This window comes from Arthrobacter sp. V1I9 (genome assembly GCF_030817075.1).
Lineage (GTDB): Bacteria > Actinomycetota > Actinomycetes > Actinomycetales > Micrococcaceae > Arthrobacter.
In genome coordinates this window covers 1,221,671-1,238,553 of record NZ_JAUSYU010000001.1, presented here as the reverse complement: position 1 = coordinate 1,238,553, position 16,883 = coordinate 1,221,671, and the positions used below count along the sequence as shown (strand labels likewise).

Annotated in this window: 10 protein-coding genes and 2 tRNA genes; 4 read left to right on the top strand and 8 right to left on the bottom strand. The window is 64.5% G+C overall.

Translation table 11 applies throughout. From position 1 onward, the window contains the following. Positions 1–94: 94 nt before the first annotated feature. Complete coding sequence (locus QFZ70_RS05855; protein WP_307094498.1) at positions 95–1,783, bottom strand: trypsin-like peptidase domain-containing protein; 1,689 nt, start codon at positions 1,781–1,783, stop codon at positions 95–97. Between the two features lie 285 nt (positions 1,784–2,068). Here QFZ70_RS05855 and QFZ70_RS05850 point away from each other — a divergent pair, with 285 nt between their 5' ends. From QFZ70_RS05850 to QFZ70_RS05840, 3 genes are all read left to right on the top strand, one after another. Beyond that, complete coding sequence (locus tag QFZ70_RS05850; RefSeq protein ID WP_307094497.1) at positions 2,069–4,117, top strand: TPM domain-containing protein; 2,049 nt, start codon at positions 2,069–2,071, stop codon at positions 4,115–4,117. A gap of 110 nt (positions 4,118–4,227) precedes the next feature. Continuing rightward, a complete protein-coding gene (locus QFZ70_RS05845) occupies positions 4,228–5,025 on the top strand; it encodes a PspA/IM30 family protein (protein ID WP_307094496.1) in 798 nt (265 codons plus the stop codon). A gap of 83 nt (positions 5,026–5,108) precedes the next feature. Further along, the gene (locus QFZ70_RS05840) at positions 5,109–6,539 is read left to right on the top strand and encodes a deoxyribodipyrimidine photo-lyase (RefSeq protein WP_307094495.1); all 1,431 of its coding nucleotides are present in this window, start codon (positions 5,109–5,111) and stop codon (positions 6,537–6,539) included. A gap of 34 nt (positions 6,540–6,573) precedes the next feature. Here QFZ70_RS05840 and QFZ70_RS05835 read toward each other — a convergent pair whose 3' ends face one another. The 5 genes from QFZ70_RS05835 to QFZ70_RS05815 form a co-directional block, all read right to left on the bottom strand. Continuing rightward, a complete protein-coding gene (locus QFZ70_RS05835; RefSeq protein WP_307094494.1) occupies positions 6,574–7,506 on the bottom strand; it encodes a cytochrome b/b6 domain-containing protein in 933 nt (310 codons plus the stop codon). 141 nt (positions 7,507–7,647) lie between these two features. Next, a tRNA-Met gene (locus QFZ70_RS05830) sits at positions 7,648–7,721 on the bottom strand. A gap of 211 nt (positions 7,722–7,932) precedes the next feature. Then, positions 7,933–8,006, bottom strand: a tRNA-Met gene (locus QFZ70_RS05825). Between the two features lie 131 nt (positions 8,007–8,137). Further along, on the bottom strand, positions 8,138–11,122 hold the full coding sequence (locus QFZ70_RS05820; protein ID WP_307097807.1) for a UPF0182 family protein: 2,985 nt from the start codon (positions 11,120–11,122) through the stop codon (positions 8,138–8,140). A gap of 149 nt (positions 11,123–11,271) precedes the next feature. Then, entirely contained in the window at positions 11,272–12,300 is a 1,029-nt protein-coding gene (locus QFZ70_RS05815) for a PDZ domain-containing protein (RefSeq protein WP_307097806.1), read from the bottom strand. A gap of 321 nt (positions 12,301–12,621) precedes the next feature. Between QFZ70_RS05815 and QFZ70_RS05810 the strand changes: the two genes are divergently transcribed. Further along, the gene (locus QFZ70_RS05810) at positions 12,622–14,097 is read left to right on the top strand and encodes a zinc-dependent metalloprotease (protein ID WP_307094493.1); all 1,476 of its coding nucleotides are present in this window, start codon (positions 12,622–12,624) and stop codon (positions 14,095–14,097) included. A 6-nt stretch (positions 14,098–14,103) separates the two neighbouring features. Here QFZ70_RS05810 and QFZ70_RS05805 read toward each other — a convergent pair whose 3' ends face one another. Next, positions 14,104–14,715 (bottom strand): M48 family metallopeptidase, encoded by a 612-nt coding sequence (locus QFZ70_RS05805; RefSeq protein WP_307094492.1) that lies wholly within the window; start codon positions 14,713–14,715, stop codon positions 14,104–14,106. Beyond that, positions 14,712–16,844 carry an ATP-dependent DNA helicase UvrD2 gene (locus tag QFZ70_RS05800; RefSeq protein WP_307094491.1) on the bottom strand — a complete coding sequence of 711 codons (2,133 nt, stop codon included), beginning with the start codon at positions 16,842–16,844 and terminating at the stop codon, positions 14,712–14,714. The genes QFZ70_RS05805 and QFZ70_RS05800 overlap by 4 nt, the downstream gene beginning before the upstream one ends. Positions 16,845–16,883: the final 39 nt, after the last annotated feature.

Here is a 16,883-nt window from a genome sequence, read left to right as displayed (position 1 = left end):
TCTTATGCAGATGACGACGGCGGTGTCCCCGCCAAAGTGGGGACGCCGCCGTCGGACTTTTCCTAAGCCCCTGTGCCCGGGGTAAGGCCAGCTGTCAGCTGGCGGCCGCGCCGAGGGTGACGTCCAAGGTCTGTTCGGCACCGTTGCGCAGGACAGTGATCTTGACCCCGGATCCGGCAGGCTGTTCCCGGACTGCGGCGGTCAACTGCTCCGGTTCACCAATGGCGAGGTCATTGAACTTGGTGATCACATCGCCCACCTTGATCCCGGCTTTCGCTGCAGCCGAATTTGGCTCAAGCGTGGCAACCTCCGCGCCTACCGAGAACTCGGAATCGCCACTCGAAGCAGACTTCTTTTTGACGCTGACGCCCAGCTGTCCATGCGACGCCTTTCCGGTGTCGATGATCTCCTGCGCAACCCGCTTGGCATGGTTGATGGGGATGCTGAAGCCCACACCGATGTTGCCGCTCGAGGAGGACAGTGAGTTCGACCCGGCCGAGGCGATGGCCACGTTGACCCCAATGACCTCACCGCTGCTGTTCACCAGCGCACCGCCGGAGTTGCCGGGGTTGATGGCAGCATCGGTCTGGATCACGTTAATGGAGATATCATTCTGGGCCGTAGTCTGCTGGCTCTGGCCGCCGCCGGGAGGCGCAAACTGGAACCCGCCCTCGTCGTCGCCTTCGGCGCTGTCTCCCTCCTCGGGGGCCGCGGCCGAGGCGACGCTGATGGTCCTGTTCAGCGTTGAAACAATTCCGTCAGTCACCGTTCCCGTCAGGCCCAGCGGCGAGCCGATGGCTATGGCGGTGTCGCCCACGTTGAGCTTTCCCGAGTCGCCAAGGGTGGCAGGAGTGAGGCCTGAGGGGTTGTCAACCTTGATCACAGCAAGGTCTGACAACGGGTCGGTGCCAATCAGTTTGGCGGTGAGCACCCTGCCATCGCTGGTCCGGACTTCGAGCGCTGCATTGGCGGACTGGCCATCGAGCGTAACGACGTGGGTGTTGGTAAGGATGTGGCCCTGGTCGTTCAGGATGATGCCCGAACCTGTGCCGCCGGCTCCGCCGCTGGAAGCGCTGATGGTCACCACGCTGGGTGTTGCCTTCACTGCAGCCGCCGTTATGGCGTTCACATCTTCCTGGTTATTGACGATGACGGTTCCGGGCTGGCTGTTGCTGCTGGTGGCGGCTGTGGAGCCGGAGCTGTCAAAGAACTCACCGGCACCAACAGTCGCTACTCCGCCGCCCACGAGTCCGGCCGCGAGGATGCTGGCTACCAGGGTGCCGACGCCGAACGAAGCCTTCCTGCGAGGGGCGTCCTTCGGGTTTGGAGCCAGGGGTGCATAACCGCCGGGGGCTGTGTGCTGGGCGTTGTGCTGGCCCTGGCCGTAGTAGCCATAGTGGGGCTGGGGCCCGTGGGGTTCGTGGTGTGCGGGCTGGCTGCCCTGCGCGGACTGGCCGGAATTGTTCTGGTCGGACACGGACTGCCCGTAGAAGGGCTGGTGCTGGGGGTACGGTTGGCGCTGGGGGTAAGCGGGGCGCGTTCCGGGGAGTTGCTGGGTGGGGTTTTCCACCGGGTGCGGCTGATCCAGCCGTTCAGTGGGGCTCTGGCTTGCACCGGGCTCCTGGTTGGCGGCGCTCGCCGAGGCGCTTGAGGCTGCCCTGTCATGCGCATCCCGAACCTCTCCGGCACTGTTGCCGGCATTGGCGGAGGGCTGCTGCCAGGCATCCTGCCGGCCCGGGCCGCGGCTCTCGGGAGAGTCGCCGGGGGTTTGGTTCTCAGTCATGGGGCTTCCTTTCATCCTCGTCTGAATTAACTATGGACTCCCTCGCTGTAACAAGCTCGGATGTTTGCTGAGAGCTTGCTGGATACTTTTCCGGTCCCCGCTTCGGCATTCCGGAGCCTTTTCGCTGGTGGCATATTCGGCTCGATGGACTGCTTGTGGGGTGCACCATAGAATCAAGATGATTGCCACAGCGACCTGCGGCTACACACATGCGTGGGGGCGCTGCTGCATTCTGAGACGACCGGTTCGTCCCGAATCGGTGTCAGGCGTGCTGAAGGGTTGCACATGCGGTCAAAGTTCAAACGTATTCTCGCCGTGATCGGCCTGACCGGCCTGCTGGCGGTGCCCGCCGGCGCGGCCTGGGCAGAACCGCCGGTCACTATTCCGTCCGGGACGAACATCGTTGACAAAGCCAAGGTCTTCGGCGGTCGTACGGGCGAGGTCCAGGAAGCAGTTCAGAAGCTTTTGAAGGACCACAAGTACAACCTTTACGTCGTCACTGTGGATACCTTCGAAGACCCCGCTGATCCTAAGGCTTGGTCCCAAGCCGTGGCCTCAACCAAGGGCATGGGCAGGGCAGACGTCATTCTCGCGATGTCCGACGACGGCAAGTACTACTTCTCCCCTAACTCGGCAAGCCCCATCTCTTCCAAGACCAGCAACATCAGCCAGAACGCTATCGTTGCGAATCTGGCTGGCGGCAAGCGCGATTTCGCCCAGGCAGCCATCGACACCGCGGCGGCAGTCGGCGATGCGGCCGGCGGCGGCAGTGGCAACGTCCCCTCGGGTGACGGTGCCGGCGCAGCCGTTCTGGTAGGAACCGGTGTTGTGGCTGCCGGTGGTGCGGGTGCATACCTGTACTTCCGCAACCGGCGGAAGAAGGCTGCAGCGGTGCAGTCATCCAGCGCAAGCTATGGACCCCAGGGCGGTCAGGTTGACCCGTTGGCATCCCTGAGCGTGGAAGAGCTGCGCCGCAAGAGTGGCTCCCTCCTCATTGAGGCGGACGACGCCATCAAGTCCAGCGAGCAGGAACTGATGTTCGCCCAGGCGCAGTACGGCGATTCCGCCGTAGGCAATTTCACCAAGGCACTGGACGAAGCCAAGGGCCACATGACGGAATCGTTCAAGCTGCAGCAGCAGCTTGACGACCACATTCCGGACACCGAAGAGCAGCAGCGTTCCTGGTTGGGCGAGATCATCCGCCGCTCGGAAGCGGCGCTGGCGTCGCTCCAGGAGCAGAAGGCGGACTTCGATTCCCTCCGCGAACTGGAAAAGAACGCCCCGCGGGCGCTCGCAGCCGTTAACGCAGGAGCCCGCGAAGCAGACGCGAAGATCGCCAGCGCCGAGCAGTCACTCACCGCGCTTCGGGGCAAGTATGCCGAGAGCGCGCTGGCACAGGTCTCGGACAACATTCTGCAGGCGAAGGAGCGGCTAGCTTTCGTTCAGAACGCTTCCGCCACGGCGGAACAGAAACTGGGTGAAAATGAAGGAAGCCTCGCAGCCGTAGCTGTCCGCGCGGCGGAAGAGAGCCTGCACCAGACGAACGTACTTCTGGATGCGATCTCAAAGCGCTCATCAAGCCTGGACGAGGCCCGCAACGGCCTGGAGGCGGCAGTGGTGGACACTTCGCAGGACCTTGCCCAGGCAAGGGCGATGATCCAGTCCGGCGCGCACTCGGAGCTTGCCGGCCCTGTTGCCGCCGTCGAAGCTGCACTGGCCCAGGTTAAGGCGGAAATCAAGGGCGGAAAAATCGACCCGATCGCCACCCTCCAGCGCGTAGAGACCGCCCACCAGTCGCTCGACCAGGCGCTCAGTGGAGTGAGGGACCAGCAGGAACAGGCCCGGCGGGCCCAGGCATCACTTCAGCAGACCATCATGTCTGCCCAGGCCCAGATCAGCGCCACTTCCGACTACATCACCGCCCGGCGCGGCGGCGTAGGAACAGAGGCCCGCACACGGCTGGCGGAGTCGCAGCGGAACCTGGACTACGCCCTGTCCATCGCCCGTACCGATCCCGTAACCGCCCTGACATACGCCCAGCAGGCCCACGCCCTGGCTGCCCAGGCAGCCCAGCTGGCTCAGGCGGACGTGGACCACTTTGATGGCTACGCCAATCAGGGTTACGGCCGCGGCGGTATGTTCGGCGGAGGCGGTGGCGGCGGACTTGGCGGCGCTATTCTCGGCGGCATCCTGATCAACTCCATCCTCAACGGAGGCGGTGGCGGCGGCTGGGGCGGCGGCCACGGCGACGGGGGCGGCTGGGGCGGCGGCGATTTCGGCGGCGGCGACTTTGGCGGCGGGGACTTCGGCGGAGGGGACTCCGGAAGCTTCTAACAGCCTTGCGCCCGTCATCACCCGAGTAGGTTTCACCGTCTGACGGATAGATGCACCCAACTGTTCACGGATTTCAGTGCTCAACAAAGAGCAGGACGAAAGGTAACACCATGGTTAAACAGTCCATTTTCGGCCGTATCGCACAGCTGGCAAAGGCGAACATCAACACTCTGCTGGACAATGCTGAGGATCCACAGAAGATGCTGGACCAGATGGTACGGGACTACACCAACAACATCGCTGAGGCGGAGTCGGCCGTGGCCCAGACCATCGGCAACCTCCGCATGCTTGAGGACGACTACAACGAGGACGTCAAGAACTCCCGCGACTGGGGCAACAAGGCCCTTGCCGCGTCGCGCAAGGCTGATGAATACCGCGCCAGCGGCAATGCGGCTGATGCCCAGAAGTTCGACAACCTGGCCAAGGTGGCCCTCCAGCGGCAGATATCGGCTGAAAATGAGGCCAAGGGCGCGGAGCCGAGCATCGCTTCCCAGCGCGAAGTGGTGGACAAGCTGAAGACCGGCCTTGACCAGATGAAGGGCAAGCTTAACCAGCTGACCAGCAAGCGCAACGAACTGGTTGCCCGTTCGAAGACTGCAGCGGCGCAGTCGCAGGTGCATGATGCCATCAAGAGCATTGACTTTATGGACCCCACCAGCGAAGTAGGCCGTTTCGAAGAGAAGATCCGCCGCGAGGAGGCCAAGGTCCGCGGGCAGCAGGAACTCACGGAGTCCAGCCTGGATGCGCAGTTCAACCAGCTTGAGGACCTCGGAGAACAGGTGGAGATCGAAGCACGTCTTGCCGCGTTGAAATCCGGCGGCACGGCAAAGCCGGCTATCGGCGCGGGTGCCGGCGGCTCAGCAGCCTCCGAGTCCACGGTGAATGAAGCTGATTTCGACAAGCTCTGACGGTTGACGGGGGCATCCCTTAATAGCAAGTAAGGCCGGGGCCACCCCGGCCTTACTTGTGCCCTGGTGTGTAGCGTGGGGGCATGGCTTTTTCCGATGAAACTTCCATCGTCTGGTTGCGTGACGATCTGCGCCTGGATGACAACCCTGCACTGACCGACGCGGCAGCGCTGGGCCTGCCCGTAACAGTCGTGTTCATACTGGACGAGGAGTCAGTTGGGATCCGGCCGCTGGGTGGAGCCAGCCGCTGGTGGCTGCACCATTCCCTGTCCGCGCTGGCCAACGCTTTGGAGGACAGAGGCTCGCGCCTCCTCCTTCGCCGCGGACCTGCGGCAGCTGTTCTCGCGGAGCTGGCCACCGAGACAACTGCTGCCCACCTCTTCTGGAACCGGCGGTACGGACTGCCGGAGCGCACCGTGGATGCCGCCGTGAAGACGTGGGCGGACGGCAACGGCGTCAACGCTTCCAGCTACCAGGCAAACCTCCTGTTCGAGCCCTGGACCGTTCGCACCGGCGCCGGCGGACCTTACAAAGTGTTCACACCCTTCTGGCGGGCCTGCCTCGCCAAGGACGGCATCCGCGAGCCGCATGAAGCGCCGGATCAGCTTCCTTCCCCTGCCACAAGCAAAGGAGGGGCACTTCCTGGGGGCGAGGACCTGGACAGTTGGAACCTCCTGCCGCACTCCCCCGACTGGAGCGGTGGCCTTGCCAAGACCTGGGAACCAGGAGAGGACGGAGCCCGGCGTCGCCTGGAAGACTTCCTGGCCGGACCGGCGGAAGACTACGGGACGGGCCGTAACGTGCCTGCGGTCGAAGGAACCAGCCGCCTGTCCCCGCACCTGCGTTTCGGCGAGATCAGTCCGTTCAGGGTTTGGCGGGAAATCCGCCGGCGGTTCCCGCGCCAGGTACCGGCCGACGTCGGGATCTTCCGCTCCGAGCTCGGTTGGCGGGAGTTTTGCTGGCACCTCCTGTACACCAACCCGGAACTGGCCACCCGCAACTACCGCCCGGAGTTTGACCGCTTTGAGTGGCAGTCGCTCAGCACCGGCGAGCTGAAAGCGTGGCAACGGGGCCGCACTGGCTACCCCCTTGTTGACGCCGGAATGCGGCAGTTGTGGCAGACAGGCTGGATGCACAACCGCGTGCGGATGGCGGCGGCTTCCTTCCTGGTGAAGAATCTCCTGGCAGACTGGCGTGTGGGCGAGCAGTGGTTCTGGGACACCCTCGTTGATGCGGACGCGGCCAGCAACCCCGCCAACTGGCAGTGGGTGGCCGGCTCCGGAGCTGATGCTTCCCCTTACTTCCGCATCTTCAACCCGGTGACGCAAAGCAAGAAATTCGACTCAGCCGGCCGCTACCTGCGCCAGTTCATCCCGGAACTTGCCGGCCTCGACGGGAAAGCCATCCACGAGCCCTGGAAAGCCGGCGAGGTGCCCGGGTACCCGGAGCCGCTGGTTGGGCTGGCTGAGTCCCGCGTGAGGGCCTTGGAGACCTACGGCAAACTCAAGGACTAACAGCCACGGGTGGTGCCGTCATCGGCAGCTGGGGCTACCGGCTGACCTTGCCCATCAGGGACGCAACGGAACGCAGGAAGATGGGGCGGGCAAGGAACCAGGCCGCAGCCATCACCGCTACCGAGCCGAGGAAAACCCAGAACCCGAACCAGCCGTCGTCGTCCCTTACGCCGTACATGTGGTTGAGGTTGCGCAGGGCCCCAGTGGCGAGCACCAGGAAAACGTGCACCACAATGAAGGCAACAAAGTAGATCATCACCGGGAAGTGGATGGCCCTGGCCCATTCGATGGGGTAGGCCTTGTTGAGGCCGGCTGCCTTCTTCGGCCACGCCGAAGACATGCGCAGGCCCGTAATGAAGGCCAGGGGCGCCGCGACGAAGACCGTGACGAAGTAGGCGAGCAGCTGAAGGGCGTTGTAGTTCACCCAGCCGTTCTCGGTGGGCCAGTTCAGGGAGGCGTACTGAAGGGCGGCCGAGAGCGCATTGGGGAACACGTCCCAGCTGGTGGGAACTATCCGCATCCATTGTCCCGTGGCGAACAGCAGCACCGCGAACACCAGGCCGTTGAGGATCCACAGGGCGTCCAGTGTGAGGTGGAACCAGAGCTCAAGGGTGATCTTGGTGGGCGGGTTCTTCGTTTTGATTAATCCCTTGTTGTTGCGGGTCCAGTGGCCGCTGGGGCGCGTGGTGGTCCGGACCTGCCACCCGGTGCGGATGATCAACAGCAGGAAGAAAGCGTTCAGGAAGTGCTGCCACGCAAGCCAGGCGGGGAAACCCGCCGGGGCTGCCGCCGGCAGTTCGGAATGGCCCGGGTAGTCGGCTACGAAGGAAGCGACGGCGGGCAGGCCCATCAGCCACTTGGCGATCAACACCACGAGGACCAGCACCGCGAGGACCGCGGGGACACCCCAGTAGAGCCGGGACCGCTTGCCCGCGGCAGTGCCGGGCTTTTTCGTGGGTGTGGACATCGAGCAACATTCCTCTCGAGAATGACTGGCGAAGTGCTCACAATCTGTGAGGCTCTGCGAAAGAGAATACTAGGAACTACCGGCATTCAAGGAAAAAGAAGACCCCGCCCGGCTTGTCTGCCGGTCGGGGCCTTCTCATAGTTGCGGGGACAGGATTTGAACCTGTGACCTCTGGGTTATGAGCCCAGCGAGCTACCGAACTGCTCCACCCCGCGTCGCTGAAACAACATTACCCTACTTCGGCGGAAGGTTTTTACACGGCCCAATTCAGCCCCAATTCATGGCCCTCGCCAGGGGCCCTTCCTGCCGCCCAGCCCGTCGGCTGGAGGGCCGCCAACCACTAATCCCCCGACCACTACGCCTCAGGGTGGACGCTTAAACCAAAAAGTCCCGGACACTGTTTCCAGTGTCCGGGACTTCTGCCAGTTGCGGGGACAGGATTTGAACCTGTGACCTCTGGGTTATGAGCCCAGCGAGCTACCGAACTGCTCCACCCCGCGTCGCAAGAACTACTTTACCGGCCGGTGAACAGCAGGCCAAATCGCGAGGGCGTGATCTCCGTCTCGCCGGCCCGGCACCCGCTCCGGATGGAGCGGACGCCGGGGCCGCCGTCGTGATCTGGTGCCGGTGGTCAGCTGCCGGGCGAGGGCGAAGGCGTGGCCTGGGGCGTCGCTGTGGACGCCGGCGCCGGCGATGCCTCGGGAGCGGCAGCCGGGATCTTGCCCTCCGCCTCTACTGCCTTCTGTAGGGCAGCCGCAAGGCGCTTCTGCGCCTCGCCATAGGCAGCGAAGTCACCGGCGGCCAACGCAGCCTGGCCGGCCTGGATAGCGGTGTTGGCCTCGTCCAGTGCCGCTTTCAGATCTGCCTTGGCATCCGCTCCCCCTGGGCTGGCAGGGGCCGCAGGATCCGCCGGAGTCTGGCCGTTGTTGTCCGAGTCGCCTGCGGCTGCCCCCGAGTCGCCGCCGAAGAGCTGCTTCAGCGCTTCGTCGAGGGTCGGGGCGAAGCCTACCTTGTCGCCGAAGGCCACCAGGACCCGCTGCAGCGTGGGGTAGGACGTCTCACCGGTGGACTTGAGGTAGACCGGCTGGACGTAAAGGATGCCGCCGCCCACGGGAAGCGTGAGCAGGTTGCCGTTCAGCACGTCAGATGCGCCCTGGCGGAGCAGGTTGAGGGCCTGCGAAACAGTGGGATCCGAGTTGAACTTGTTTTGCGCCTGGCCGGGACCGGGGACCTGGATCTCCGGCGGGATCTGCAGCAGCCGCAGCTTGCCGTAGCTCTCGGCCTTCACACCCGCCTGGTTGCCTGCGTCGGAGTCCGCAGCGAGGAAGCCGTAGAGGACGTTGCGTGCGTTCCCGTTGACAATTTGGGGAATGAACGAGGACGTCAGCTGGAAAGCCGGCTTTTCCTGGTCCGGCATCTGCAGCGACATGTAGAACGGCGGCTGTTTGACGTCGGTGTTCGAATCCACTGTGGGATCCGCCGGAACGCTCCACGCATCATTGGTTTTGTAGAAGCTGGACGGATCCGTCACGTGGTACTCCCCCAGCAGCTGGCGCTGGACCTTGAACAGGTCCTCCGGGTACCGGACGTGGCTCATAACATCGCCGGACATCTCCGAGAACGGCTTCAGCGACGTGGGGAACACCTTCTGCCAGGACTTCAGCAGCGGATCCTGGTCATCCCAGGCATACAGGGTGACCGAACCGTCGTAGGCGTCAACCGTAGCCTTCACCGAGTTGCGGATGTAGTTGACCGTGCTGTTGGGCAGCGCGACCGCACGGCCGGACGTAGTCTGTGAGTCCGCAGTCGCGTCCGAAAGCTGCTCCTGCTGCGAGTACGGGTAGTACTGGCTGGTGGTGTATCCGTCCACGATCCACTTGACGCGGCCGTCCACCACCGCCGGGTAGGCATTGCCGTCAACCGTCAGGTACGGGGCAACCTTCTCAACGCGGTCACGGGGATTGCGTTCGTACAGAATCTGCGACTCCGGGTTGACACCGTCCGAGAGCAGCAAATCCGAGGACTGGAACTTGATGGAATAGAGCACCCTGTTGAAGAAAGAACCAACGTTGGGCCCGCCGTTGCCTTCGAAGGTGTACTGGGTCTCACCCTCCCCTTCGCGTCCGGAAGGCCTGTCCTGCTCGCGTGCAGGGGCACCGTCCGGCGCGCCCACAATTGAGTAGTCCGGCGAGGATTCGCCGAAGTAGATCCGGGGCTCGTAGCTTGAGTCATCGCCCAGCACGCCCGTCGAGGGAATGCCTGACTGCAGGAACTCGGGCTTGCCGTCCACCGTGAACTTGTTTCCCTTTGCTGCCACCACACCATAGCCGTGTGTGTACACAACGTGCTGGTTGAGCCAGCCCTGCTGGTTTGTAGCCACGTTGGCGGGGTTCAGCTCGCGGACGGCGATAACCGTGTCCTGAATCTTGCCGTCCACCTCGTAGCGGTCCACGTTGAGGGCTTCGGGGAACTGGTAGTAGGGACGGTACTGCTCCAGCTGCGAGAACGCGTCAGAGATCAGGTTCGGGTCCAGCAGCCGGATGTTCGCCGTCGTCTGAGCGTCCGGTGCCAGCGCGCCCGTGGTGGCTGTGTTGGTGGCGTCGTACCGGTCTACCTGGATTTTGTCCAAACCGTAAGCCGCACGCGTGTTGTCGATGTTGCGCTGGATGAATTCCCTTTCCAGCGTTTCCTCCGAGGGCCTTACCTGGAACTGCTGGATAACCCAGGGGTAGACGCCGCCCGCCAGGATAGACGTGATGACCAGCATCGCAGTGCCGATCAGGGGCAGCCGCCAGCGGCCAATAACCGCGGCCACGATGAACAGGATGGCAACCAGCGCTGCAGCCACGGCCAGGATGGACTTTGTCGGGATGACGGCGTTGACGTCCGTGTAAAGGGCCCCGGCCCAGCGTCCGTTGTTGCTCTGCACTGCCGAAAAACGGTCCAGCCAGAAATTGATGCCCAGGAGCACCAGGAAGGCCGCACCGGCGACGGCGATGTGGATTTGCGCGGCGCGGCTGGTGAAGACACCGCGCTCCATCAGCCGGATACTGCCGTAGAGGTAGTGCGTGAGGATGCCTGCGATGCCGGCGATGACCACCACGCTGATCAGGAAGCCGGTGACGAAGCCCAGGAACGGCAGCGTCATGAGGTAGAAGCTGATGTCCATGCCGAATTGCGGGTCCTGCTTGCCGAACTGTTCCTGGTTGAAGAACAGGAGGACCTTCTGCCACTGGCTGGCCGCTGCACTTCCGGCGAAGAGGCCGAACAGGACGGGCAGGCCCACCATAACAACCCGGCGGACAGGTTCGAGCTGCGCCTGGTAGCGGTTCAGGTTGTCGCGGATTTCCGAGTCAGGGGCGTAGACCGGCCGCGACTGGTAGGCGATGCGGATGGCGAAGAAGACGGCCAGGAACATGATGGCGAACCCGGCAGCGAAGATCGCGATCCGGGCCAGGTTCTCAGTAATGAACACTTCGATGAAGCCAAGCTGCCGGTACCAGAGGACATCGGTCCAGACGTTGGCAAAGAAGATGAAGCCCACAACCACCAGGGCAACAACGATCAGGGTGGGCGTCAGCGGCCCCCGTCTTGAGGGGGGTTTACCTGTGGACATGGTGCTGGCGGGACGGGACAAACTCGGTACCTCATAGCTGGTCGTCAGATTATTCGAAGCGTGCGTGCGAGCGACGTACTAACCGTCAAACCCTGGTTTCGTCCGTCTTAATTGCCACGAGTGGCGGTAAAGCTTAGTTCCTGCCCAGTCTAGTTGGTTGTGCATGCCGGAAGGCCGGATGTGTCCCCGCCGGAACCGGCAAGCTCGACGGCGCGCCGGGCGTCCGCGAGGTTCTCCACCTTGACCACTTGCAGGCCGTCCGGGATATGGCCCACCACTTCCCCGCAGTTGGCTGCAGGAGCGAGGAACAGGGTGGCTCCCCCGGACCTTGCGCCCTGCATCTTCTGCCCGATGCCGCCAATGGGCCCAACCACACCGTCAGGGGTAATGGTCCCGGTACCGGCGACGTGTTTTCCTCCCGTAAGGTCCCCGGGAGTGACGGTGTCGATGATCCCGAGGGAGAACATCAGTCCCGCGCTGGGCCCGCCTACTTTTTCGAGCGAGATCTCCACGTCGAAGGGGAAAGTAAACAGGTACTTGAGCATCACACCCAGAATGAAACGGCCCGCACCGTTGTCCTTCGGGCTGATCTCGCGCGTGACCTGCCGGCCATCACGTTCCACCACCACGGTGGCGGGCGCCCCCTTACCTGCCGCCAGCTCCTCCTGGATAACAGCGAGGGAAGTGATCTCCTTGCCGTTGATGGTCTTGAGGATGTCTCCCGGCTCGATTTTTCCGGCGGCGGCAGAACCCTCGGAAAGGTTTGCAGCCTGAAGCTGCTGCCCGAAGGGAATGTCCAGCTCGTTCAAGGCTGAGGCCACAGCGTTCTCCTGCGAGGTGGTCATGGCCACCGAGCTCTGTTCCTCGGCCTCTTCCTTGGTGGTGCCGGTGGGGTAGATGAGCTCCTGCGGGTATACAGCTTTTGAGGGGTCCAGCCAGGCCGAGAAAACGCCCATGATGCTCACCGGGCTGCTGGGGCCGCCGCTCACGTACACGGTGGTCAGGTCAAGGTTTCCCGCTGCCGGATAGGTTTCCCGGCCGCTGACACTGATGACCGGGCTTCCTTGGCTCTGGCCTAGCGTGTTGTATGTAGGGCCGGGTGTTTCGACGACGTACGGGACCGGCAAAGTGCCCACAGCGATTCCGAGCCCCAATGCAGTTACTCCGGCCACCATCATGGCCGAAACTTTGCTGTCCCGGCGGGCCGGACCGCCCGGGAACTGCGCAGGTCCAGCCGCCGGCCAGGTTTCCGGTGCACCTGCCGGCGTGCCGGCTTCAGGGTTGCCTGATTCCCCGTGCGGGGTACCGGAAGGGAACTCGGCAGCGTGGTCCTCGGAGGGGTGGCCGCCACGGGTTGTAGTCACTGAACCAACACTACCGGTGCCCCGCAGGCGGAGTTCTTTGCCTACAGCGAACGGTACCGCGGTGCGGCAGACAGCCGACCACCACCGCGGTACCGTGAAGGTTGATCAACAGTCACACCGACGATCGGCGGGATCATGACCTCCAATCCACTTAATCCGTCCAACGGCGACGACACCCCCAAGGACCCGTTGACAGAAATGCTGCAAAACCTGATGGGCGGCAAGGGGATGGAAAACTTTGACCCCGCCGAACTGGCCAAGGCTGCCGGCCTTCCCAACGACCCCAACCTGCTGGCCCAGATGTTCTCCCAGGTCCAGGCCATGATGAGCGCACCGTCCGAGGGACCCGTGAACTGGCAGCTGGCCCACGAGAACGCCCGGCGGGTCGCAGCCGGCAGCGCGGACCCCTCCGTCACCTCGCAGCAGTCCCGCGAAGTGGACGAAGCCCTGCGGCTCGCCGAAATGTGGCTGGACCCCGTCACCGATCTTCCCGCAACCGGCCTGATCGGCCGGGCGTGGTCCCGTGCGGAGTGGGTGGAAGCCACCCTTGGCACCTGGAAGAGGCTGACCGAGCCGGTGGCCAACAGCATCGCCAATGCGCTCTCATCCGCCATGACGGAGCAGATGCCTGAAGAAATGAAGTCCATGATGGGCGGAGCCTCGTCAATGCTCCAGAACATGGGCGGCGCCATCTTCGGCATGCAGCTCGGGCAGGCCATCGGCGCCCTTTCCACGGGCGTGGTGAGCTCCACCGACATCGGCGTGCCCCTCGCCGACCTTGAGATGGCCCTGCTCCCCATCAACGTAGCCGCCTTTGGCGAAGGGCTTTCCCTGCCCGAGAACGACATCCGGCTCTTCCTCGCTGTCCGGGAAGCTGCCCACGCCCGGCTCTTTGTCCAGGTTCCCTGGCTGCGGGGCCACCTGCTGGGCGCCATCGAGGCTTACGCGCGGGGCATCCATATCGACACTTCCCGTATTGAGGAACTGGCCCGGGATCTCGATCCCAGCAATCCCGAGGGCATCCAGGAAGCCCTTTCGCAGGGCGTGTTTATGCCCCAGCGGACCCCGGCCCAGGATCAGGCCCTGGAGAAACTGGAAACAGCACTCGCACTGGTGGAGGGCTGGGTGGACGAACTCACTGCAGCCGCCACCGAGAAGCTGCTGCCGTCTGCCGGCGCCCTTCGGGAAACTGTCCGCCGCCGCCGTGCCACCGGCGGCCCGGCCGAGCACGCGTTCGCTTCGCTGGTCGGGTTGGAATTGCGCCCCCGCCGGCTGCGGGATGCGGCCACCCTGTGGGCCACGCTGAAGGAAGAACGCGGTATTGAAGGCCGCGACGCGATCTGGCACCACCCGGACCTGCTGCCCACAGCCGAGGACCTTGACGATCCCCGCGGTTTCAGCGGACGCCGGAAACTGGCGGAAGCCAGCGACACTGAGGTGGATGACGCCCTGCAGAAGTTGCTGAGCGGCGGGTTCGACGACGCTCCGTCCAACGGACGAGAAGAAACCGACGGCGGGCAGGACGGCAAGGCAGCTGACGGCCCCGAAGCGGGTGGGCCTGACGCTGAGTCCCCGGACGCTGACGGACAGGATGGCGGGCCCAAGAGCTAGGCGAGCCTAGTCGGCGTCGTCCGCCCAGCGCTCCTGCCCTGGCTGGACGGCGCGGGTTCCGTCACCCGAATCGCTGCCCGGCAGGCCGCGGGCCATGGCAAAGGACACACCCTCCAGGAAAGCCTTCGCCCGCGCAGTCTCCGGGTAAGCCTCCAGCAGCTGCCAGAAGGCGGCGTTGTGCCCGGCCACCAGGAGATGTGCGAGCTCATGGAGCAGCACATAGTCGATGACCCACTGGGGCATCGGGCGCAGTTTGTCCGAGAGACGGATGGTGCCGTCCGCCGGGGTGGCCGAACCCCACCTTGAGTTCTGGTTGCTGACCCAGCGTACCGACGCCGGTGTGGCCTTTCCGCCGAGGTACCTTTCGGAGAGCAGGCCCGCGTGCGCGGCGAGGGCGGCGTCCGAGGTTGGGCGCTTCCTGCCGGAAGCCGAGCGCCGCTCCCCTTGGCGGTGCAGCTTGGCCAGCATCCGCTGGACCCATTCTTTTTCCTGTGCTGCGGTGAACCGTGCCGGGATGGCCACCACAGCGGTGCCGTTTTCCCAGAAGGCCGCAACGGTCCGGGTCCGGCGGGCGGAGCGCCGGACCTCAACGGGAGCGCCGCCCTCGGTAGTGATCACAGGGACGTGCTTTCCACCAGGACCCGCAGGACGTCTTCCCCGTAGCGTTCCAGCTTGGACGGTCCAACTCCGGCCAGCGCCGCAAGTTCTTCCAAGGATCCTGGCCTTGCTTCGGCAATGGCTGTGAGCGTTGCGTCGGTGAACACCACAAAGGCGGGGACATCGGCAGCGAGCGCCACTTCGCGCCGCCAGGTCCTCAGGGCGTCAAAGGTCTGTTCCTCGTAGCTCGGCGGGCAGGCGTTGCACCGACCCACCTTGCGCTCGGCGCCGGTGGCCAGCATGCTGCCGCAGACCCTGCACATCGCCGGGGCGGCAGCCTTGCGGCGGGGAGCCGGCCCCTTCCCTCTGATGTTTGAGGCGGCGACGGAATCCGGGCGGAGGCCGTCCAGAAACCTGGAGGGCTTGCGGTTGGCGCGGCCACCCGGAGTCCTGGCGGTGGACCAGGACAGGGAGAGGTGTTCCCGTGCGCGGGTGATTCCCACGTAGAGGAGCCGGCGTTCCTCGTCCACGGATTCAGGCGAGTCGGCGAAGGAGATGGGCATGAGTCCTTCGCTGAGCCCCACCAGGAACACGGCGTCCCATTCCAAACCCTTTGCCGCGTGCAGCGAGGCAAGGGTTACGCCCTGCACGGTGGGTGCGTGTTGGGCCAGCGAACGCTCCTGCAGTTCGTTGACAAATTCTGCAAGCCCAAACTCCGGGCCCCGGGTCTTGACGAGTTCGTCGGCGAGTGCGACCAGCGCCGCGAGGGATTCCCAGCGTTCACGCAGCGCGCCGCCGTTGTGGGGCGCTGCGTCCGTGTAGCCGAGGGAAGCCACGATATCCCGGACCAGCTGGCCCAGCGGCTCCGGTGACTCCGCGGAGACTGCCCGGGTGGCTGCCCGCAGCTGGAGGATGGCGTCGCGGACTTCCTTGCGGGCGAAGAACCGCTCGCCGCCGCGCAACTGGTACCCGATGCCGGCGGCAGCAAGCGCCTGTTCGTAAGCCTCGGACTGGCCGTTGGTACGGAACAGCACAGCCACCTCGCTGGCCGGGGTGCCGGCGTCGAGCAGTGCCTTGATTTTTTGCGCCACCGTGGCGGCTTCCGCTTCGTCGTCGGAGCACTCGGTGAACTGGGGGGCGGGCCCGGCGGGCCGCTGTGCCACGAGCTGCAGCGGCGCAGCCCACGCGGCATCGGCGACCGCTCCCCCGCTGCGCCTGCCGGCGAGCAGATCGTTGGCGAGCCTGACCACCTGTGGCGTTGAGCGGTAGTCCCTGATGAGCTTGACCACGTTGGCCTGTGGATAACGGGCCTTGAATTCCAGGAGGTGCTTCGGCGAGGCCCCGGTGAACGAATAGATGGTCTGGCTGGCATCGCCGACGACGCACAGCTCGTCCCTTCCTCCCAGCCACAGTTCAAGGAGCCTTTGCTGCAGCGGGGAAACGTCCTGGTACTCGTCCACTACAAAGTGCCGGTACTGCTCGCGGACGGTGGCGGCGACCTTTTCGTCCTCCTGCAGGATGCCCACCGTGATCAGCAGGACGTCCTCAAAGTCGATGACGTTGCGGTCTGTCTTGACGTCTTCGTAGGACTGGAAAACCCGTGCCACGGCGGTGAGGTCGAAGCCGCCCGGAGCGCCCCGGCCCTGCGCGTTTTCGAGGTAATTGGCGGGGGTCAGCATGGATACTTTTGCCCACTCGATTTCCGAGGCAAGGTCGCGGATAGAGGCCCTGTCCGTGCTCAGCCGAAGCCGCCGGGCTGCCTCCGCGAGCATTTGGGCCTTGTGGTCCAGCAGGTTGGGGAGCGTCCCGCCCACGGCCTGCGGCCAGAAGAACTGCAACTGGCGCAGTGCCGCGGCGTGGAAGGTGCGGGCCTGAACATTGCCTGCGCCAAGGTCCCGCAGCCGGCTGCGCATCTCCGCCGCCGCCCGCGCAGTGAAGGTCACGGCCAGCAGCCGCTGGGGTGTGTATACGCCCGAGTGCACGCCATAAGCGATGCGGTGGGTGATGGCCCGGGTCTTGCCGGTGCCGGCTCCGGCCAGCACACAGAGCGGGCCGTTGAGCGTGCTCGCCACCTCGCGCTGCTCCGCGTCCAGCCCGCGGAGGATGCGGTCCTCCAGCGAAGCTGCACCGTCAAAATTTTCTGTAGTCACTTTTGCTGCTTTTTCGTCTCGACTACCGCGTGCTGGAGT

What these genes read in the sequence shown, in the direction of transcription:
- QFZ70_RS05845 (WP_307094496.1), top strand. Translation starts at nt 4,228, where the DNA reads ATGGTTAAACAGTCCATTTTCGGCCGTATCGCACAGCTGGCAAAGGCG.
- QFZ70_RS05820 (WP_307097807.1), bottom strand. Translation starts at nt 11,122, where the DNA reads ATGTCCACAGGTAAACCCCCCTCAAGACGGGGGCCGCTGACGCCCACC.
- QFZ70_RS05815 (WP_307097806.1), bottom strand. Translation starts at nt 12,300, where the DNA reads ATGATGGTGGCCGGAGTAACTGCATTGGGGCTCGGAATCGCTGTGGGC.
- QFZ70_RS05810 (WP_307094493.1), top strand. Translation starts at nt 12,622, where the DNA reads ATGACCTCCAATCCACTTAATCCGTCCAACGGCGACGACACCCCCAAG.
- QFZ70_RS05855 (WP_307094498.1), bottom strand. Translation starts at nt 1,783, where the DNA reads ATGACTGAGAACCAAACCCCCGGCGACTCTCCCGAGAGCCGCGGCCCG.
- QFZ70_RS05835 (WP_307094494.1), bottom strand. Translation starts at nt 7,506, where the DNA reads ATGTCCACACCCACGAAAAAGCCCGGCACTGCCGCGGGCAAGCGGTCC.
- QFZ70_RS05850 (WP_307094497.1), top strand. Translation starts at nt 2,069, where the DNA reads ATGCGGTCAAAGTTCAAACGTATTCTCGCCGTGATCGGCCTGACCGGC.
- QFZ70_RS05840 (WP_307094495.1), top strand. Translation starts at nt 5,109, where the DNA reads ATGGCTTTTTCCGATGAAACTTCCATCGTCTGGTTGCGTGACGATCTG.